The 20,416-nt window shown below is 57.0% G+C and carries 18 protein-coding genes; 13 read left to right on the forward strand and 5 right to left on the reverse strand.

Translation table 11 applies throughout. From position 1 onward, the window contains the following. Nucleotides 1-3: 3 nt before the first annotated feature. The 6 genes from Q1M54_RS06140 to Q1M54_RS06165 all read left to right on the forward strand — a co-directional run bounded on the left by Q1M54_RS06140 (nucleotide 4) and on the right by Q1M54_RS06165 (nucleotide 6,803). Nucleotides 4-939, forward strand: coding sequence for a glutathione S-transferase family protein (locus Q1M54_RS06140; protein WP_300555275.1), 936 nt, complete (start codon nucleotides 4-6; stop codon nucleotides 937-939). Further along, complete coding sequence (locus tag Q1M54_RS06145) at nucleotides 936-1,841, forward strand: SDR family oxidoreductase (RefSeq protein WP_300555278.1); 906 nt, start codon at nucleotides 936-938, stop codon at nucleotides 1,839-1,841. Before Q1M54_RS06140 ends, Q1M54_RS06145 begins: the two co-directional genes overlap by 4 nt. 210 nt (nucleotides 1,842-2,051) lie before the next feature. Continuing rightward, a complete protein-coding gene (locus Q1M54_RS06150; RefSeq protein ID WP_300555281.1) occupies nucleotides 2,052-4,427 on the forward strand; it encodes a Tex family protein in 2,376 nt (791 codons plus the stop codon). 5 nt (nucleotides 4,428-4,432) lie between these two features. Beyond that, nucleotides 4,433-5,524: a phospholipase gene (locus Q1M54_RS06155; protein ID WP_300555284.1), complete on the forward strand. Its 1,092-nt coding sequence runs from the start codon at nucleotides 4,433-4,435 to the stop codon at nucleotides 5,522-5,524. Nucleotides 5,525-5,533: 9 nt separating this feature from the next. After that, entirely contained in the window at nucleotides 5,534-5,821 is a 288-nt protein-coding gene (locus Q1M54_RS06160; RefSeq protein WP_300555287.1) for a DUF1330 domain-containing protein, read from the forward strand. 28 nt (nucleotides 5,822-5,849) lie between these two features. Continuing rightward, nucleotides 5,850-6,803: a rhodanese-related sulfurtransferase gene (locus Q1M54_RS06165; RefSeq protein ID WP_300555289.1), complete on the forward strand. Its 954-nt coding sequence runs from the start codon at nucleotides 5,850-5,852 to the stop codon at nucleotides 6,801-6,803. A gap of 71 nt (nucleotides 6,804-6,874) precedes the next feature. On the opposite strand, the gene Q1M54_RS06170 is transcribed toward Q1M54_RS06165, so the two are convergent. Then, a complete protein-coding gene (locus tag Q1M54_RS06170) occupies nucleotides 6,875-8,011 on the reverse strand; it encodes an iron-containing alcohol dehydrogenase (protein ID WP_300555292.1) in 1,137 nt (378 codons plus the stop codon). Nucleotides 8,012-8,193: 182 nt separating this feature from the next. Here Q1M54_RS06170 and Q1M54_RS06175 point away from each other — a divergent pair, with 182 nt between their 5' ends. Together Q1M54_RS06175 and Q1M54_RS06180 are read left to right on the forward strand one after the other, a co-directional pair. Further along, nucleotides 8,194-9,156, forward strand: a complete 963-nt coding sequence (locus Q1M54_RS06175) for an alpha/beta hydrolase (protein WP_300555295.1) — start codon at nucleotides 8,194-8,196, stop codon at nucleotides 9,154-9,156. Between the two features lie 4 nt (nucleotides 9,157-9,160). Continuing rightward, entirely contained in the window at nucleotides 9,161-10,018 is an 858-nt protein-coding gene (locus tag Q1M54_RS06180) for a YbgC/FadM family acyl-CoA thioesterase (RefSeq protein WP_300555298.1), read from the forward strand. A 108-nt stretch (nucleotides 10,019-10,126) separates the two neighbouring features. Here Q1M54_RS06180 and Q1M54_RS06185 read toward each other — a convergent pair whose 3' ends face one another. Further along, nucleotides 10,127-11,080, reverse strand: a complete 954-nt coding sequence (locus tag Q1M54_RS06185; protein WP_300555301.1) for a folate-binding protein — start codon at nucleotides 11,078-11,080, stop codon at nucleotides 10,127-10,129. Nucleotides 11,081-11,173: 93 nt separating this feature from the next. On the opposite strand from Q1M54_RS06185, the gene mltG reads away from it, so the two are divergent. The 5 genes from mltG to Q1M54_RS06210 are packed head-to-tail and all read left to right on the forward strand — an operon-like array spanning nucleotide 11,174 to nucleotide 15,397. Then, complete coding sequence (gene mltG, locus Q1M54_RS06190; protein WP_300555434.1) at nucleotides 11,174-12,154, forward strand: endolytic transglycosylase MltG; 981 nt, start codon at nucleotides 11,174-11,176, stop codon at nucleotides 12,152-12,154. A 58-nt stretch (nucleotides 12,155-12,212) separates the two neighbouring features. Beyond that, nucleotides 12,213-12,854, forward strand: a complete 642-nt coding sequence (tmk, locus tag Q1M54_RS06195; protein WP_300555303.1) for a dTMP kinase — start codon at nucleotides 12,213-12,215, stop codon at nucleotides 12,852-12,854. Continuing rightward, nucleotides 12,851-13,867, forward strand: coding sequence for a DNA polymerase III subunit delta' (locus Q1M54_RS06200; protein WP_300555306.1), 1,017 nt, complete (start codon nucleotides 12,851-12,853; stop codon nucleotides 13,865-13,867). Before tmk ends, Q1M54_RS06200 begins: the two co-directional genes overlap by 4 nt. A 3-nt stretch (nucleotides 13,868-13,870) precedes the next feature. Next, the gene (locus Q1M54_RS06205) at nucleotides 13,871-14,674 is read left to right on the forward strand and encodes a TatD family hydrolase (RefSeq protein ID WP_300555308.1); all 804 of its coding nucleotides are present in this window, start codon (nucleotides 13,871-13,873) and stop codon (nucleotides 14,672-14,674) included. A 9-nt stretch (nucleotides 14,675-14,683) separates the two neighbouring features. After that, nucleotides 14,684-15,397, forward strand: a complete 714-nt coding sequence (locus Q1M54_RS06210) for an ankyrin repeat domain-containing protein (RefSeq protein WP_300555311.1) — start codon at nucleotides 14,684-14,686, stop codon at nucleotides 15,395-15,397. 144 nt (nucleotides 15,398-15,541) lie between these two features. On the opposite strand, the gene Q1M54_RS06215 is transcribed toward Q1M54_RS06210, so the two are convergent. The 3 genes from Q1M54_RS06215 to tadA are packed head-to-tail and all read right to left on the reverse strand — an operon-like array spanning nucleotide 15,542 to nucleotide 20,354. Beyond that, nucleotides 15,542-18,028, reverse strand: coding sequence for a penicillin acylase family protein (locus Q1M54_RS06215; protein ID WP_300555314.1), 2,487 nt, complete (start codon nucleotides 18,026-18,028; stop codon nucleotides 15,542-15,544). Between the two features lie 38 nt (nucleotides 18,029-18,066). Beyond that, entirely contained in the window at nucleotides 18,067-18,978 is a 912-nt protein-coding gene (locus Q1M54_RS06220) for an LD-carboxypeptidase (protein WP_300555317.1), read from the reverse strand. Nucleotides 18,979-18,992: 14 nt separating this feature from the next. After that, nucleotides 18,993-20,354, reverse strand: coding sequence for a tRNA adenosine(34) deaminase TadA (gene tadA, locus Q1M54_RS06225; RefSeq protein WP_300555436.1), 1,362 nt, complete (start codon nucleotides 20,352-20,354; stop codon nucleotides 18,993-18,995). Nucleotides 20,355-20,416 lie beyond the last annotated feature (62 nt).

Here is a 20,416-nt window from a genome sequence, read left to right on the forward strand (position 1 = left end):
CGCATGTCCGATCTGATCCTTCACCACTACCCGACCTCGCCGTTTGCAGAAAAGGTTCGGTTGATCCTGGGCCACAAGCAACTGGCCTGGAAGAGCGTTTTCATCCCGATGATCATGCCCAAGCCAGACCTCACGGCGCTGACGGGTGGTTACCGCAAAACCCCCGTACTGCAGATCGGTGCAGACATCTACTGCGACACCGCGCTCATTGGCGATGTGCTGGAGCAATTGGCACCCAAGCCCACGCTTTACCCCGAAGCCATCCAAGGCGCAGCCCGCATCGTGGCGCAGTGGGCGGACAGCGCCTTGTTCACGGCGGCGATGGCCTACAACTTTCAACCTGCTGGCGTGGCGCAAGTCTTTGCGGGTGTACCCGCTGAAGGCGTGCAGGCCTTTGTGGCCGACCGCACCGCCATGCGCGGCGGTGCGGCCCGCATGGCGTCCGCTGATGCCACCAGCACGTACAAAACTTATCTGCAGCGCATCGCCAGCATGCTGCATGGGCAAGACTTTTTGTTCGGCAATCAGCCTTGCGTGGCCGACTTTGCGGTTTATCACCCGCTGTGGTTCACTCAAGAGCGCACGCCCGCGTTATCGGGCATTTTGGATGCGACACCCGAAATCCAAAGCTGGATGTCCCGCATGAAAGCCATTGGCCACGGCACACCCGGTAAATGCAGCGCCGAGGAAGCCTTGCACCTGGCCCGCAACGCAACGCCTGTCGCCTTAGGATCTGAAGTCTTTCAGGACGAACACGGTATCGCCTTGGGCAGCCAAGTGGTGATCGCGGCCGACAACTTCGGGTTGGAGACCACGCAAGGCGAACTGGTTGCAGCGACAAGTACCCGATACATCTTGCGCCGTAGCGATGAACGCGCGGGCACCGTCCATGTTCACTTTCCCCGCCTGGGCTTCACATTGAAAAAGGTTTCCCCATGATCGAAAATTTCAAAGGAAAAACCGCTGTCCTGACCGGTGCTGGATCCGGCTTTGGTCTGGAGTGCGCCCGCATCGGTGCCAAGCTGGGCATGAACCTGGTGTTGCTGGATGTGCAGCAAGATGCGCTTGACAAAGCCGCTGCAGAAATGACCGCGCAGGGCGTACCAGTGTTGGCCCGAAAAGTGGACGTCTCGAATGCCCAGGCCATGGAGCAGCTCGCTGCCGAAGTGAAGAGCCGTTTTGGCGCACCGCACTTCGTGTTCAACAACGCAGGCGTAGGAGCAGGAGGCTTGGTTTGGGAAAACTCGGTGGCCGACTGGGCATGGGTGCTGGGTGTCAACCTCTGGGGTGTGGTGCATGGCGTGCGCCTGTTCACCCCCATGATGCTTGAAGCCGCCAAAGCCAATCCGGACTATCGGGGGCATATCGTCAACACGGCCAGCATGGCCGGTTTGCTCACGCCTCCCAACATGGGCATTTACAACGTGAGCAAACACGCCGTGGTGTCTTTGACTGAAACCCTGTACCAAGATTTGCAGCTGGTGTCTGACCAAGTCAGTGCCAGTGTGTTGTGCCCATACTTTGTGCCTACGGGCATCAGCCAGAGCCACCGTAACCGACCTGCAGACCTGGCGGCAAACAAACCCACCGCCAGCCAATTGATCGGTCAAGCGCAGAGTGACAAAGCGGTTGGAAGTGGTAAGGTGTCAGCGGCCGATGTGGCTCAAAAAGTCTTTGACGCTGTGGCGTCTGGCCAGTTTTACATTTACAGCCACCCTCAAGCCTTGGGTAACGTTCAAAGTCGGATGGAGGCCATTGTCCAGGGCCATAACCCGCCCGATCCTTTTGAAGCCCGTCCTGACTTGGGTGAGGGTTTGCGCAAAGCATTGCGTTCAGCATGAAAAAGCAACACAAGCGGCCATCTCGGCGGGGTCTCATGGCATATGCCGATTTGTCATTGCATTTCTGTTTTTTTCAAGACCTGCATGCGCACGCGGGTTTTGACTTTTTTTATTGAAAGTGAAGACCGGTTTTAAACAACAACGGCCTGCTGATTTTGAACATTTGCATGTGGCAAACTCGAAGTTTTCGCACAATCTGTGAACCGTGACATGCACAAAATCCTGGCCCAACTGGCCGCTGAAATCAAAATTCGATCGGATCAGGTCAAGACCGCAGTAGAACTGTTGGACAGCGGGGCAACGGTTCCTTTTATTGCCCGATACCGAAAAGAAGTGACCGATGGCTTGGACGACATTCAGTTGCGTGAACTTGAATCACGTTTGGGCTATTTGCGAGAGTTGGAAGAGCGACGCACAGCCGTGATCAAAAGCATCTCCGAGCAGGGCAAGATGACACCCGAGTTGTTGGCCGCGATCGATGCTGCGCCCACCAAGCAAGAGCTTGAAGACCTTTACCTTCCCTACAAACCCAAGCGCCGAACCAAAGGCATGATTGCCCGCGAAGCTGGTTTGGAGCCTTTGGCCGACAAACTTTTTGCCGACCCAACGCTGGACCCGCACGCACAGGCTCACGACTATGTTTTGGCAGCAGGCGCAATTGAAGGGGCCGACTTCACCACCACAGCCGCCGTGCTCGACGGCGTCCGAGATTTGCTGAGTGAGCGCTGGGCCGAGGATGCGTCATTGGTACAAGTTCTGCGCGAGTGGTTGTGGCATGAAGGCCTTTTCAAAAGCAAGCTATCCGACGGCAAGGATGAGAACAATCCAGAAGTGGCGAAGTTCCGTGATTACTTTGACTACGACGAGCCGATTGGTCACGTTCCCTCACACCGTGCGTTGGCCGTGTTTCGTGGCCGCGCTTTGGAATTGCTGGATGCCAAGTTGGTGCTACCCGTTGAGCCCGAGCCTGGCAAGCCCAGCATCGCAGAAGGCAAGATCGCCATGCACCTAGGATGGAGCCATAAGGCCCGCGCCTCAGACGATTTGATTCGCAAATGCGTGGCCTGGACTTGGCGCGTGAAGCTGAGTCTGTCCACCGAACGCGATTTGTTCACCCGCCTGCGCGAGGATGCCGAAAAAGTCGCCATCAAGGTGTTTGCCGATAACCTGCGCGATCTGCTTTTGGCCGCGCCAGCTGGCCCCCGAGTCGTCATGGGCCTAGACCCGGGCATCCGAACAGGTGTGAAAGTGGCTGTGGTGGATGCCACCGGCAAACTGGTCGACACCACCACGGTTTACCCGCACGAGCCTCGCAAGGACTGGGAAGGCGCTCTGTTCAATTTGGCCAAGCTCTGCGAAAAGCACCACGTCAACCTGATCGCGATCGGTAACGGCACCGCCAGCCGCGAGACCGACAAGCTGGCGGGCGATCTGATCAAACAACTCGCCAAGCTGCGCGAGGGCGTGGACATCACGAAAGTGGTGGTCAGCGAGGCGGGCGCTTCGGTGTACTCCGCCAGCGAATTTGCCAGCCAAGAGATGCCCGACGTGGACGTGAGCCTGCGTGGCGCCGCCAGCATTGCCCGCCGCTTGCAAGACCCGTTGTCTGAGTTGGTCAAGATCGATCCCAAAGCGATTGGCGTGGGCCAATACCAGCACGATGTGAACCAGAGCGAATTGGCCAAGACCTTGGACGCGGTGGTGGAAGATTGCGTGAACTCAGTGGGCGTTGACCTGAACACCGCCAGCGTGCCTTTGCTCACGCGCGTGTCTGGCCTTTCTGGCGCCGTAGCCAAGTCGGTTGTGCGTTGGCGCGATGCCAATGGCGTGTTCAGGACGCGCCAAGATTTGCTGAAAGTCACTGGTTTGGGCGCCAAGACCTTTGAACAAAGTGCGGGTTTTTTGCGCATCCGGGGCGGCGACAACCCGCTCGACATGACCGGTGTGCATCCCGAAACCTACCCGCTGGTCGAGCAGATCATTGTCAAAACGGCCAAGCCCATCCAAGAAATCATGGGCCGTTCAGAAGTGTTGAAGGGACTCAAACCAGAGCTGTTTGTGAGCGACAAGTTCGGTCCTGTCACCATCAAAGATATTTTGGGTGAACTGGAAAAGCCCGGCCGTGACCCACGCCCCGACTTCAAAGTAGCCCGCTTGGCCGACGGTGTAGAAGACATCAAGGATTTGAAAGAGGGCATGACCTTGGAAGGCACTGTGAGCAACGTGGCCCAGTTTGGCGCTTTTATCGACTTGGGTGTACATCAAGACGGCCTGGTCCATGTCAGCCAATTGGCCAACAAGTTTGTGTCCGATGCACGCGAGGTGGTCAAAACGGGCGACATCGTCAAAGTGAAGGTGCTCGAAGTGGACGTGTCCCGCAAACGCATCAGCTTGACGATGAAGCTGGACGCTGCGCCCGCGAGACAAGTGCAAGACAGAAGGGACCCCCGCGACAACAAGTTTGAAGGTGCAGGGCGTGACAACCGCCAGCGTGGTGGTGGTTCGGTTGGGGGTTACACCACGCCAGCCGCCGCCAGCTCGGCCATGGCCAGCGCCTTTGCCAAGCTGCAAGGTCTGAAAAAATAGAACCCATGCACGCCCTTCATATCCACGCAGGCCCCAAGGCGCTGGCCCACATCCGTGAACATGGCCTACGGCCAGAGCACATCGGCGTGATCCCGGGTGCTGCAGGCGGCCCCAAGGGCTTGATCCTTGGACCATTGGATCGCTTCATTTTTGGCGATTGGCTGGCCCGAAGCACACAAGCTGTGGATTTGGTGGGTGCTTCCATAGGGGCGTGGCGCATGGCCACCGCTTGCCTGAACCAGTCGGTGGCGGCGTTTGAGCGGCTAGAGCACGATTACATCCACCAGCATTACGAACCGTTACCAGGTCAAAAGCGGGTGAACGCCAAGCAGGTGAGCGATGCGTTTGGACACAGCCTGCAAGTCTTTTATGGCGGACGCATTGGCGAGGTACTGAGCCATCCGCGCTTTCGCTTGCACATCATGACCTCACGCGGGCGCCACATTTTGCAACGCGAACACCCACTGGCCACTCCACTGGGCTACGCCGGTGCTTACCTAAGTAACGCCCTCAGCCGCAGAGCTTTGGGCGGGTGGCTGGAGCGCGTGGTGTTTTCAGGGCAGGGCGCGGCTTTGCCGTTTGACGCTCAAGACTTTCGCACCCGTGCTGTGGGCTTGACAGAAGGCAACTTCATGGCCGCGCTTCAAGCGAGCTGCTCAATCCCCTTTGCCCTCAAAGCCGTGCAGAACATACCGGGCGCTCCCGCAGGCGCTTATTGGGACGGCGGCATCACCGACTACCACCTGCACCTGAACTGGACCGCACCCAAGCTTGGCCAAGGCCCAGAACGCACCATTGTTCTGTACCCGCATTTCCAGAGAAACGTGGTACCCGGTTGGCTCGACAAAGCACTCAAGTGGCGGCACGGCGCGACCTCATTTTTAGACAACACCGTGGTTCTGGCCCCCAACCCTGAATGGGTCAAAACCCTGCCTGACGGCAAGCTGCCCGACCGTCACGACTTCGTCCGTTTTGACCGCAATCTGCCCGCACGGGTCAAAGTGTGGTTTGCGGCCGCAAGCGCCAGTCAGCAATTGGCCGATGAGTTCCATGCCTGGTTGCATCAGCCCGACCTTTCTGTTCTGAAAGCTCTTTGAGGATTTGTCATGACCCAAGCCTTTGTCGTCGGTCAAATGACCGTGAAAAACCAAGAAAAATGGGCGGAATACCGATCGCAGGTTTTGGCAACATTGCTGCCTTTTGGCGGTGAACTGGTCTTTCGGGGTGAGCAGGTCAACGCCTTTTCGGGTGTTTGCCCGCACCCTGACATCGTGGTGATCCGATTCCCCTCTTTGGATGCGGCCGAAGGCTGGCATGGCTCCGCAGCCTACCAAAGGCTGATCCCCTTGCGCCAACAGGCAGCCGATGTCGTTTTGGTCACTTATGCCGCATGACCCTGTTATCAAAGCGGATAATCACGGCATGCCGACTGATCCCCTTTTCCTCACTGCCGCCCTCTACAAATTTGTTGATTTGCCGGACTTTGAAGCCCTGCAAGGGCCTCTGCAAGACTGCTGTGAAGCCAATCTTGTCAAAGGTACCTTACTTTTGGCGCAAGAAGGCATCAATGGCACGATTGCCGGGCCGGAAGAAGGCATTCGCGTCGTGCTGGCGTTTTTGCGGGCTGATCCGCGCTTGGCCAGCTTGGTGCACAAAGAATCGTGGAGCCCCTTGCCGCCCTTTACCCGCATGAAGGTCAAGCTCAAAAAAGAGATCGTGACTTTGCGCGTGCCCGAGCTGGACCCCAACAAGACAGTGGGCCAGTATGTCAAACCAGCCGACTGGAACGCCTTGCTGGCCGATCCGGACGTGGTGGTGATCGACACGCGCAATGACTACGAGGTGGCGATAGGCACTTTCAAGGGCGCCGTGAACCCCAAGCTCAAAAACTTTGTTCAGTTGCCCGCGTGGCTCGATGCACAGCCTCATTTGCAAGGTGAAGCCGCCAAAAAGACCAAAGTGGCCATGTTTTGCACAGGCGGTATCCGTTGCGAAAAATCCACCGCGCTCATGAAGATGCGCGGCTTTGACGAGGTCTACCACCTCGAAGGTGGCATTCTCAAGTACTTGGAAGAGATACCGCCTGAGCACAGCATCTGGGAAGGCGAGTGTTTTGTTTTTGACGAGCGCGTGAGCGTGGGCCATGGTCTTGGCTTGGGACACCACGAGCTGTGCCGTTCTTGTCGCTGGCCATTGAGTTCACAAGACAAACTTTCACCGCATTACGTCCTGGGTGTGAGTTGCGCGCACTGCCACGACCAGCGCACACCAGAGCAAAAGGAAAAACTGGCCGAGCGCCAGAGACAGGTGGAATTGGCCGAGGCCAGAGGTGAGATCCATGTGGGCGCGAAGATGCCCAACCAGAACGCACCTTGAATCTTGGCCATCAGCGACATGACCCTCTTCGTCAACGGCAACCGCGAAGGGGGATCTATGTCCGCGGCTGATCACAAACTCTTGAGCAACATGTCCCGGTATTCGTCTGCAGAAGCGATGCGCGGGTTGGTTTTGTGACAGTGATCGGCCAATGCCCCAGTGATCACCGCGTCGAACAGGCCCTCGGTCACGCCCATCGCGCCCAGCCCGGTGGGTAGGCCCAAACGAGCGCACATGTCCCGAATGGCATCCGGGATGTCAGAGCCGCTTTGCAGGCCCATGGCCTGGGCCATGCGGTTCAGGCGGTTTTCCTTTTGCACCGATTCGGCCGAGGCATTGAAATTGATCACCGCAGGCAAAAACATGGCATTCAAGGTGCCGTGGTGCAGACGCGGGTTGACGCCGCCCAGGCTGTGACTGAGCGAGTGCACACAGCCCAAGCCTTTTTGGAAGGCCATGGCGCCCTGCATGCTGGCGCTCATCATGTTCAAACGCGCATCCCGGTCTTGACCATTGGCTGTGGCGCGTTCGATGTGCGCCCAGCCACGCGCCAAACCATCCAAAGCAATGCCATCGGCTGGCGGGTTGAAAGGCGCCGCCATGAAGGTTTCCATGCAGTGCGCGACCGCGTCCATGCCGGTCGCAGCCGTCAAGATGGGGGGCAGGCCGAAGGTGAGTTCGGGGTCGCAAATGGCGGCTTTCGGTACGATGAACCAAGAGTGGAAACCGACTTTGCGGCCATCGTCCAGAATCAAAATCGCGCCACGGGCCACCTCGCTGCCGGTGCCGCTGGTGGTGGGCACCGCAATGATGGGGGCCACCCGGTCAGTGATCTTGAGCGAGCCGCCTTCGATGGTGGCGTAGGTTTTGAGCGGGCCTTCGTGGCTGACGGCAATGGCCACGCCCTTGGCGCAGTCTATGGCCGAGCCTCCACCCACCGCGATCAGACCGTCGCAGCCATGCTGTTGGTACATGGCTGCAGCGGCGCGGACGGCTGCCTCGTTGGGGTTGGATGGGGTCTGGTCAAAAACGGTGACGGGCAAGCCCGGCAAGGCGTCCAGGGCTTTTTGAAGCACGCCCGCAGCTTTGACGCCTGCGTCGGTCACGATCAGCGGTTTGCTGATGCCCACGCGTTCACATTCGGTTTGCAGCAGTTTGACCGCGCCGAAGTCGATCTGGATTTGGGTGACGTAGTTGATGAAAGACATGCAAAAACTCCAATCAGGGGCCTGGTTCAGAATAGACAGAACACCGGGCCAGGGCGTTGTACGATCTGACTGCATTTTGATGCAGGAATGGGTAGGAGGCCTGCCGGGGCTGTCACCCTTGTTTGCCTTTTACCCCGATGCCCTCCAGTACTGGATTCGACTACACCCCTTTCCCTGAAACCATGAGCAGCCACCACGCTAACCCCCATGCCTTGCTGAACGCTGCCACTCGCAGCCTGATTGACCGGGTTCACCGTGCAGGGCGTCCGCCCATGGCTGCGATGACGCCAGAACAGGCGCGTGAGTTTTACGACATCGGCAGCCCTATGCTCGACCTGCAGCCCGCCCCGCCAGTGGACCGGGTAGAAGACATCACATTGCCCGCCCGAGATGGCTTCGCCATGCCCGCCCGCTTGTATGCACCTCAAAGTGCCAAACCTGTGCCCTTACTGCTGTACATACACGGCGGTGGTTTCACTGTCGGCAGCCTCACAACCCACGACGTTTTATGCCGTCAACTGTCTCGCCTTGGTCACTGTGCTGTGGTGTCGCTGGCTTACCGGCTTGCGCCTGAGCACCGTTTTCCTCAGGCTGTACACGACAGCTGGGACGCCTTGAATTGGCTGCACCAGAACGGCCAGACTTTCGGCTTGGACACCACGCGCCTGGCTGTGGGCGGCGACAGTGCGGGCGGAACATTGGCTGCCGTGTGCGCTTTATTGGGCCGTGATGCAGGATTACCACTGCGCTTGCAACTGCTGTTTTACCCCGGTACGTTGGCCAAGCAAAACACCGCCTCGCACCACACTTTTGCCGACGGCTTCATGCTCGACAAGCAAACCGTCGACTGGTTTTTTGCCCATTACATCGATCATGCTGACCGAGATGATTGGCGCTTTGCACCCATGAACGCCCCCGACCACTCGGGCTTGCCCCCCGCTTGGATTGGCCTGGCCGAGTGCGACCCTCTGGTGGACGAGGGCGTGCAGTACGCCGACACCCTGCGCATGGCGGGTGTACCGGTCGATTTGGAAATCTACAAAGGCGTGATCCATGGTTTCATCACCATGGGTCGCGCCATTCCCGACGCACTGCGCGCGCACGCCGATGCGGGTCGGGCCTTGAAACTCGCTTTTGAAAGTTGAACCGATGAAACGCCAGGACTTCCGTTTTTCACACCGCATGCGCGTGCGCTGGGTCGAAGTGGACATGCAAAAGATCGTGTTCAACGGTCACTATCTCATGTACTTTGACACTGCCGTGACCGACTATTGGCGCAACCTCGCCATGCCCTATGCCGAGACCATGCACCAGCTGGGCGGGGATTTGTTCGTCAAAAAGGCCAGTGTCGAGTACCACGCCAGCGCCGAAATGGACGATTTTCTGGATGTGTGCATGCGTTGTGACCGGGTGGGCAACTCGTCCATGATGTTTGCTGGGGCGATTTTTAGGGGCGATGAACTGTTGATCACCAGCGAGCTGGTCTATGTGTATGCTGACCCGGTGGCCAAAAAGAGCCAGACCATCCCGGCCCCGCTGCGCGACATGCTGGAGGGCTTCGAGCGGGGCGAAGACATGGTGCAGGTGCATATCGGGTCGTGGCACGACTTTCAGAAATTAGCCAGCCCGCTTCGCACCGAGGTGTTTGTGCAGGAGCAAAAAGTGCCCGCGGAGTTGGAATGGGATGAGGCCGATGAAACAGCCTTACACGCCGTGGCGCTGAACCGCATGGGTTTTTGCCTGGCGACCGGACGACTGATTGAATACGCGCCCGGTGTGGCCAAAATCGGGCGCATGGCGGTCAAAAAGCAAATGCGCGGCAGCGCATTAGGCCGGCGCGTTTTGCACGCGCTGATTGACGCCGCTCGGCACCGCGGTGACACCCAAGTGATCCTGCATGCCCAGTGCAGCGCCGAAGCTTTTTACAGTCGCTCTGGCTTTGTGTCGCAGGGCGCAGTTTTTGAAGAGGCAGGAATGGCGCACATCGAGATGGTGCTCAAGCTTTAAAACCAGCGCATGGGTGCGGTATGGCTCTTGTCGACCACAGGCTTTGCTTTGCGGCACAGCCCGCCCATAGGTGGGTAATTTTCCATCTTCAGGCAGATTCAAAAGCGCTCAAATGTCTGCAAGCAGGGGGTAGGGCAGAGGCAAAAAGTTGAGCGCTTGGCCGTCAGATTTACCCACTCGCCAACCTGTCTGCATGCTTTCAAGTGTGCCACTCACCAGCGCGACAAAGCCTTGTCCGTCGGGCCGAGCAGCGCTCAAGACCACGGTGGCGCAGGCTTGCTCTGGGTCTTCGGGAGTGAACACCTCTTGACCTGCAGCCATCAACACAGGGCTGTGAACCAAGGCCATGCGCCGCTTGAGTGTTCCGCGAAACTGGCTGCGGGCGACAACTTCCTGGCCGGGATAACAGCCTTTTTTGAAGTTGACGCCGCCCACCGATTCGTAATTGAGCATTTGCGGGACGAAGGCTTCAAACACGGGCTGGCTGACCAAGGTCACGCCGCTGAGCACTTCGGTCCATTGCCAGACCTCGGCAGAAACATCGGGGCCAGTGGGCAAAGTTTGTTCAACTGACGCGACCCACAAAGCGCGAGGGGTTCGGGTATCACCCAGCACAGCGGGATAAAGCGCGACCGTGTGGACGCCGTCATGGAGCATGGTCTGCCAGGGCGTGGCATCGTCCGTCAGTTTCAAGGCATTCTCGCCCAGCAAGCCGCGCAGCTGCCACTGGCTGGTGGCATCGCTCATTTTGACTTTGGCGCGAAGCACAAACATGGAAAGGCGTTTGAGGGTCTGGGCCAGCAAGTCTTGACTCAAGATCAGCAAGACGTTGTCCGGCGCGGTTTTAATGACAATGAAGCTGGCTTGCATTCGACCTTTTGCAGAACAAAAAGCAGCCAAGCGCGCTTGGCCAACGGGCAAAAGCAGCACGTCATTGCTCAGTTGGTTGTGCAGAAAGTTCGCCGCGTCCTCACCTTGGGCTTGAATCACGCCCAAAGTGGGCAGCAAACTGACACCATGTAGAGCAGACAGGTTGATGCTGGATTTGACAGGCATGTTCATGGGACACCGGGTAATGAGATAAAGCAGTCTGAATTATCATCGCCACCAAGTTTTCAACATCTGAACAAGGACTCTGCTGTGATCAAAGGCTGGATGCGTTGGTTGATCAGCCTGGTGGTCTTGGGCGTGACAAGCTTTATTGCCGTGAATGTCTGGCTTCATGCCCCCATGGATACGCGGCAAGCCACTTTGGACTTGTCAATTGAGCCGGGCACATCGGCCAAAGGCATTGCCCAGGCAGTGCAAGATGCTGGCGCGCAGACATCGTCCACACTCTTGTTCTCTTGGTTTCGTTTGTCAGGCCAGTCGCGTCTGATGCGCGCCGGCAGCTATGAGATCCCACCGGGGACCACACCTAAGCGTTTGCTCAGCATCCTGGTGCGGGGCGAAGAAAGCCTGCGCAACGTGACCTTGGTGGAGGGCTGGAATTGGCGGCAAGTGCGCCAAGCCCTCGCGAAGTCTGAAAACCTCAAGCCAGACAGCCAAAGCCTGAGCGATGAGGCCTTGATGGCGCAATTAGGACGTCCCAGCGTGTCCCCTGAAGGGCGCTTTTATCCGGACACCTATTCTTATGCCAAAGGTACAAGCGACCTGACCGTGTTGAAAAGGGCGATGATCGCCATGGACAAACATCTTCAACAAGCTTGGCAGTCCCGTTCCGCCAATGCCGCACTCAAGTCGCCTGAAGAAGTCTTGATTTTGGCAAGCATCGTCGAAAAAGAAACCGGCAAAGCGCAAGATCGGCCTGAGATTTCGGGGGTTTTCAACAACCGATTGCGCATCGGTATGCGCTTGCAAACCGATCCAACGGTGATTTACGGCCTCGGCGATGCCTTTGACGGTAATTTGCGTCGGGTGCACCTGACGACCGATAACCCTTGGAACACCTACACGCGTTCGGGACTGCCCCCAACCCCGATTGCCATGCCAGGCAAGGCCTCCTTATTGGCCGCAGTGCAGCCCGCCAAAACCCAAGCCATTTATTTTGTGGCCAAGGGTGATGGCTCAAGCCATTTCAGCGCCACACTGGATGAGCACAACCGGGCCGTCAACCGATACCAGCGCGGCCAATGACAGGCCTGCAAGCTTGCCAACAGCATCAGCGACAATCGGGGATTGAATTCATATCTTTATGAGCAGCGGCATATTCATCAGTTTTGAAGGCATCGACGGCGCGGGCAAATCCACCCACATTGCCCGTGTCGCCGATTTATTCCGCCAAGCGGGCAGGGTGGTGGTGCTGACCCGTGAGCCGGGTGGCACATTTTTATCCGAAAAGCTGCGTGAATTGGTGTTGCACGAACCCATGGATTCTCTGACCGAAGCCCTGTTGATGTTTGCAGCCCGTCGCGAGCATTTGGTGCAGGTGATTGAGCCCGCATTGGCCCGCGGTGAGGTGGTCCTATCAGATCGTTTCACCGACGCCACCTTTGCTTACCAAGGCGGTGGAAGGGGATTTGATTGGCAGGTTTTGGGCCAATTGGAGGGCATGGTGCAGGCCTTGCCCGACAGCAGCTTGCGCCAACCTGAACTGACAATTTGGTTTGATTTGGACCCGGTCATTGCGGCCGAACGACTGGCCTCTGCCCGCGTACCCGATAAGTTTGAATCACAACCCGCTGATTTTTTTGCCGCAGTCCGGAGCGGTTATGCCCGCCGCCAAGCAGAAATGCCCAGCCGTTTTGCACGCATTGACGCAGCGCAGAGCATCGAGGCTGTGAGTGAAGACGTTTCTCGCATCGTGACCGATTGGCTGAGTCGGAGCACAAGATGAGCGTCGACCACACCGATTCGTTGCACGCCCCGTGGATTGCCCGGCAGACCACCGATTTGCTGGCGCAAGGTGGCCATGCTTGGTTGCTCCAAGGTCCCTCTGGCTTGGGTCAGTACGAGTTGGCTTTGGCTTTGGTTTCGGCCTGGTTATGTGAAAAGCCTACCCAGAATAGGGCATGTGGCGATTGCCCCAGTTGTCATTCAATGGCTGTTCGCACGCATGCCGATTTAGAAGTGTTGATGCCCGAAACGGTCATGATCGAACTGGGCTGGCCTTTGTCAGAAAAAGCCCAAGACGAGATCGACAAAAAAACCCGCAAACCCAGTAAAGAGATACGTGTGGACGCGATGCGCGATGCGGTGGAGTTCTCGCAGCGCACCAATGCTCGCGGTCGTGGCAAGGCCGTTTTGGTTTATCCGGCCGAGCGCATGAACACGATCACGGCCAATGCTTTGCTCAAAACCCTGGAAGAGCCACCAGGTGATGTGCGTTTTGTGCTGGCCACCGAGGCCAGCCATATGCTGCTGCCCACCATCCGAAGCCGCTGTTTGGCCCACACCATGAAATGGCCCGAAGCCGATGAGTCTTTGGTTTGGTTGACCGGGCAGGGCGTGCCCAGCGCTGTTGCGCAAGAGTTGCTTCGCAGCGCTGGCGGCCGACCCGCAGATGTGCTGCGTCAGACCGAATCCGGTTTGTCGCCGGACTGGTGGGCCCAATTGCCCAAAGCCATGATCCAAGGCGATGCTCGGCATTTGACCGATTTGAGCCCTGCCCAGGCGATCGATGCGCTGCAGAAGCTTTGTCACGACCTCGTGCTGCGCCATTCAGGTGCAGAGCCACGTTTTTTTGAGAAAACGCAATTGCCTCCCAGCGCAGCCTCTGTGATGAATTTGACCGATTGGTTCAAGCGACTGATGCAGTCTGCACGTACCTCGGAACACCCTTTCAATGCAGGTTTGATGCTGGAAGCCATGACCGCCGACGCCCAACAAACCCTGATGTCCAAGGGCTGAGCCATGTACACCGATTCACATTGCCATTTGAATTTTCCTGAACTGATGGGCGAGCTGGACACCATCCAGCAAGCCATGCGCGACGCACAGGTGACGCGTGCCCTTGTGATCTGCACCACCATGGAAAAGTTCGATGAGGTGCACGACTTGGCCTTGGCGCACGACAACATGTGGGCCACCGTGGGGGTGCACCCAGACAACGAAGGTGTGCGTGAGCCCAGTTTGCAGGATCTGCTGGATGGCGCTGGCCGACCCAAAGTGGTGGCAATTGGAGAGACCGGCCTTGATTACTACCAAATGGATGAACGCAAAGGCGGTCGAACTGTGGCCGATATGGAATGGCAGCGTGAGCGGTTTAGGACCCACATTCGGGCAGCAAGGCATACCGCCTTGCCCTTGGTCATCCACACCCGACAGGCTTCAGACGACACGATTGCCATCTTGAAAGAAGAGGGTGAAACCGGGGGAATTGGGTGCGCCGGCGGTGTATTTCACTGTTTTACTGAAAGCCAAGAAGTGGCTCGCGCTGCACTGGATCTGGGTTTTTACATCTCGTTTTCCGGCATCTTGACTTTCAAAACGGCCGCTGATCTGCGAGACGTGGCTCAGTTTGTGCCCGATGACCGCTTATTGATTGAGACTGACAGCCCCTATTTGGCACCAGTGCCCTATCGAGGTAAAACAAACAACCCCTCTTATGTGCCCTTTGTGGCCAAGCTCTTGGCCAGTTTGAGAGGCCGTTCTGCCGAAGAAATAGGCCATCTCACGACCCGGAATTTCTTGAATTTGTTCAATAAAACCCATTGATCATTTATCATGTATTACATTAATAAAGCCATAAAGTTCTTTGTTTTAATTGAATTTATTTTTTTTGGACTGCATGCTCAAGCGGGTTCTTACGAAGATTTCTTCAAGGCCGTTCAGGTTGACAACGTCAGGACGGTTCAAATGCTTTTGCAAAGAGGTTTTGATCCCAATACAGTCAATCCTGAGGGTGTTCCGGCCTTGATGCTGGCCGTTCGAGAGCCTTCACTCAAAGTCGCCGAACTTTTGGCCGGTTGGCCCCAAACGCGTGCCGAAATACGCAATGCCCACGATGAAAGTCCCTTAATGCTCGCCGCGCTCAAGGGGTATTTTCCTTTGGTCAAAAAGCTGGTGAACAACGATGCAGATGTGAACAAACCCGGTTGGACGCCCTTGCATTACGCAGCCACAGGGGGCCATGTGCCCGTGATTGAGTTTTTGCTGGAAGAAAGTGCTTACATTGATGCCGAATCACCCAATGGCACCACGCCCTTGATGATGGCTGCGATGTACGGTAGCCCCGAAGCGGTCAAAGTATTGATTCAGGCTGGTGCTGATTTGACCCTCAAAAATCAACAAGGCATGACCGCCTTGGATTTTGCGGTTCGTGGGCAGCGCGCCAACGCCCGTGAGTTGATTGAAACGGGTTTATCCCGTTTGGCCGATCGACAAAAGCGGGACTCACAACTTCAACAAACACCAGCCGTCCAGCCTGCAATGCGTTGATGTTCCTGTGACAGATAAAGCTCGGGTTTGTTTCAAACATCCCAACTTTAAATTGCTTACGATGTGTATTATGTAAAGTAACAATGATATGGATTGAGTTCTATCCAAGACCCATCTTATGGGTGGACTGGATAAATAGAATGATCAGGGTATCAGGCGCAAAGAGTGAACGTGTGCGGGCCGAGACAACGATAAGCTCCGGTAGTGCCCCCGAGCCCATTGATGGGCCATGTCACGGCTGCGCGATGAAACGACATGCCCACTTTGGCCCGTTTGGTAAATGAACCAACCTTGACCCTCTGAGCTCAAATCATAGATCGCGCGCATCGATGCGGCATGGCGATTGGCAAAAGGTTCTTTCTTGTCATTGGCCCAATACTGCCCGACATTGACCGTGAAAAGATCACCAGGACTTTCAACGCGAACATCGAACAATGCGTTCAAGCCGGGAACTTTGCCAAGAGGCTTGTGGCTGCTGATGGCCGGATGCCATGCACCCCAATGCCATTGATTTGTATTTGAGCCCAACTTGGCGGAAATTCGGCTCAAACTGCGGTCCATGGCCGCTGAAACCAAGGGAGCACAGCCCGCACTACCGCACCAAAACTTGTCATCGCGGGCCAAAATACCCTCCAGCGAAAGCCTGAAGTGACGCTTGCCATACAAAGCTTGAAACCGTTCAGCACCCAAACGGGATGACAAAACAGTGCGTGTGATTTCGTCGGCCCAAACATTCAAAATCAAGGCCCCTGCGCTTTGGGTACGCATCTGGCCATCAAAAGAAGCCAGCAACTTCATGGCCTCATCACCGGTTGCATGTGTGGGCTTGGCCTGCAATGCAGCGGGTAAAAGCGACTTCGCACCCAAAGAAAATACATCGTTTTGTACCTGCTGCATGCTCTGCAGATTGTGCAAAGGGCTGGATGAGAGCAGCTGCTCAATGCGCTCAAACCGCTCAGGTGTCGTCCAATCAGATCCAAAAAAGTGAGGGTAATCTTTGGGCAAAATATTCTGGTTCGCAGTCGCGTGCCAGCCCTTTGCGCCAATTTGAGCCGTGTTCAAACTGGGCGTTTCCGAATAGGGAATCCAGCCTTGCCAGTCATACTGAGGCAGCCATCCTGGGGCGGGTGCCACACCTTGAATGTCGTTATCGGCCAGTCGAAAGGGAACTTTGCCAATGGCCTTGAAGGCCACCTCCCCTTGTGTGTCGGCCATCACGACACTTTGCATGGGTGAATGATGGCCCTCAAAGGCCTCTTGCAACTGGATAACGTTTTGAGCCCAATTGGCTCGCATACCTGCATCGATGGTGCGGTTATCGGGCGTGAGCGCCGACCACTTCAGACTCATCGCAAAAGCGGCCGAGTTGAGCACCCCTTTGTACTGCGCTTGAACATCGCTGATGACTGGACCATGGCGAGTGTTTCGAACAGTCATGACTTCATCACCCTGCCCTTTGACTCGAATGGTTTCGGTACGGGTCTCAAACGCAGCCCATCCCGTTGGCGTTCGGTATTGCCCAGGACGGGCCGCATCCAATTGTTCCAGATAAAGATCTTGAACATCAGGTCCTGTGTTGGTGAAACCCCAGGCCACACCTCGGGTTCTGCCCAGCACCACAAATGGAAGACCCGGCAAGGTCGCACCCATCACATCCAAAGCTGGGAGTGATTGACCTTGCCAAATAAATGCAGGCGATTGAAGGCGTGCGAAATACCAAATGGCAGGGGCACTCAGCGCCAAATGGGGGTCATTGGCCAGCAAAGGCTTACCGCTTTGTGTATGGCTTCCGGCTACCACCCAGTTGTTGCTGCCTTTGCCGTCCAAAGTGCCAACATCACGTACCCAGTCTTGAGACCATTGAGCCAAAGCTGTCTGCGCTTTGGGCGAATGAAGGGCTGCTTTGGAATTGGCTTCAGCCGATGCATAAACACCCAATTGGGCATACAAGGCCGGTAAATCGACCGCAGTAGCAGGCTTTTCGCCGGGGTATGGCGGCATCAGTTGCCACAGTTGCTGTTGCGTGAGCACTTGGGAAGCGCTCAGCCGGGCAAATTCATTGCCCCAGTTGCCCCCCAAATCCAAGGCCATCATCAGCGCCCAACCCACGCAGTCTTCGGGTTGCCAATATTGCGCTTTTTCCCCTCCTGGGGTTGCACCCAAGATCATGAATTCGGGTGATGGGCGCACAGCGCCTGTTTGCCAAGCCGCCTGAATGCCATCGCTGTAAGCCTGCAAAGCCGCTTGCGCCAAAGGTGACATGGCTTTCAATTGCTGCTGCGCCATCGAAATGATGCCCAAGGTGCGCATCAATTTGTCGGTGTCCAGGGTGGCAGGTCCTAATATTTCAGACAACTCACCCCGCATGACGCGGCGGTTGAATTCCAATTGCCAGCCACGTTCTTGAGCATGCACAAAACCCATCGCTCTCCATGCATCAAAGGGGTTGCTGGCTTGAATGTGGGTGACATCGGACTCATCGCGTCCAATGTGCACCGAGCCCGACAAACCGGGTAGTCGCAAAGTGCCATCAAGCTGCGGCAAGCTGCGAATCATCTGCACTGAGAAAACGCCACCCGCCAGTAAAAAAGCCGCAATGGCCAACACTGTCAAACGTCCGAGCCATTTCATGCGCTGTCTCTCCAGGGTCTATCTCACCGAAAAAGGTCTTAAATATGACCCCAAACCATGAGCGCGTCACGCCCTTCTGTGACAAGGTCTACCTTGGCACCAACGGGCAGCAGGACCTTGGTTTCGACATGGCCAAAGGGCAAGCCCGTCAGGACAGGCGCTTTGATTTGGCTGCGCAGCCAGTCAAACACAGTGAGCAACTTGAAACCTTTATCGTGTCCGGGAACCAGCTTGAACTTGCTGAACTGGCCCATCAGCACCGCCCTTTGTTGAGCCAACACACCTGCATGAAGCAGTTGCGTCAACATGCGCTCTAAGCGGTAAGGGTGCTCTCCCACGTCTTCGAGGAACAAAACCCCACCTTTGACCTGCGGGAAATACGTCGTGCCCAGCAAAGATGTCAGCACCGTTAAATTGCCACCCCACAGCGGTGCGTCTTTCACCAACACGCGACGTTCAGCTTCGGCCTTGGGCAACTGCCAGCCTGTGCCCTCGCCCTGCTCCAAGAGTAAGTCATCAAAGCACGCTTGCATGATGTCGTCAGGCTCTTGCTCCATGCCAAAGTCTTCACCGAGGGCGGGGCCTTGCCAGCTGATTCGACCTGTCTTGGCTAGCACCGCCAGGTTGAAGGCTGTGAAATCGCTCAGACCCACAAATTGCATGCCGCCGTCAATCGCTTTGGCAATTTTTGGGTAGGGCAAGGCAGGTAGGATCCGCGTGAGGCCGTAGCCGCCGCGCGAAATGAGGGCCAGGTCGGCACCACTGGCACAAGCGCGGGTGATGGCGGCGATGCGCGTGGCGTCGTCGCCCGCAAATCGCAGATGGGTATCCAAGGCTGATTCGTCAACTTCCACCTCATGGCCTTGCGCTTTCAAACGCTTGAGGCCTCGACGGAAAGCGGCTTTGTCCCGCACGGCGCTGGAAGGGGAAAAAATGTAGATTTGGGCCATGGATTGTTTTCTCTTCAGGGCTTGAAGTGTCGCACAGCGTTTTCTGCGATCGCCCTGCCCTGCTCCTGTACAAAGTGACCCGCATCGGGGAGCAACATGGGCTCAGGGCAGCCCTTGATCTGGCTTTGCAACTGGCGCATCACGGGCTCCCCCAAAACCGGGTCTTGCTGGCCAATGGCCATGAACGTTTGGCCTTGCCAAGCGAGGCGCCAAAATGCCTCGGCTTGGCGCGACACGGCCGCGCCGGGTGAATCCGCAAACTCCGGCACCATGGGCGGAAAAGCCCTGAGCGCCGCGCGAAAGCCTTTGTCCGGAAACGGTGCGTTGTAAGCCGCTGTCTCTTGCGTTGTCATGGCGCTGTTGCCCCGCTTGAACAACTTGCCAACATCAAACAGCGGCTGACTGGAGCACCACTCTCGCCATGCCAAAAAGCCTGGGCTTAAGGGAGCTTCACCTGTGGCCAAGGTGGTGTTCATGACCAGCAGTCCTGTGTAACGCTCGGGTGCGGCCATGGGCAAAGTCAGGCCCAAAATGCCACCCCAGTCTTGCACCACCAGCACCACGCGCTGCAAATCCAGTTGCTCGATCATCTCCAGTAACGACTGACGGTGGGTGTCAAAATGGTGAAAATCATCCTTCTTGGGCTTGTCGCTCTTGCCAAAACCAATCAGATCGGGCGCCACCACGCGGTGACCCGCCGCTAACCAGACGGGGATCATCTTGCGGTAAAGGTAACTCCAGGCCGGATTGCCGTGAAGGCACAACCAGGTCAACGCGGAGTCCTTTGGGCCTTCGTCCAGGTAATGCATACGCAGTCCGGCGATGCTGGGCAGATGGTTGACATAGTGAGCTTGCCAGGGGTAATCGGGCAAGTCGGCAAACGCTGCATCGGGCGTGCGCAGAGCGTCTTCGCGCACTGGGTCGGTATTCAAGCGCCGGGTTTTGAAAAAGTCTTTGAGTAACTGGCCGCATTCCTCTGCCAGCACGCCACCTGAGACTTGCGTCTGGTGGTTCAACTGCGCGTGGTCAAACAGGTTCAGTACCGAACCCGCCACACCCGTTCGCGGATCGGGCGCGCCGAAAACCACTCGGTCCACACGGGCATGCAACATGGCTCCGCTGCACATGGCGCAGGGCTCCAGCGTCACATACAAGATGCAGCCATCCAGTCGGTAGTTACCCAGCACCCGCGCAGCTTCGCGCAGGGCCACCACCTCGGCATGCGCCGTGGGGTCGTGGTTGGCAATCGGCGCGTTGCGGCCTGTGGCGATCACCTGTCCATCCTTGACGACCACTGCGCCCACGGGCACTTCGCCTGCAACGGCAGCCAATTGCGCCTGTGTCAAGGCCAAGCGCATGCCTTGCTCATCGGTCATCTGTGGTCGGGCAGGGTCGTGATGGAGAGATTGTTTGGGCAGGTACATGATGCTCAGAGGTT

The organism is Limnohabitans sp. Rim8, assembly GCF_943326455.1.
Lineage (GTDB): Bacteria > Pseudomonadota > Gammaproteobacteria > Burkholderiales > Burkholderiaceae_C > Limnohabitans_A.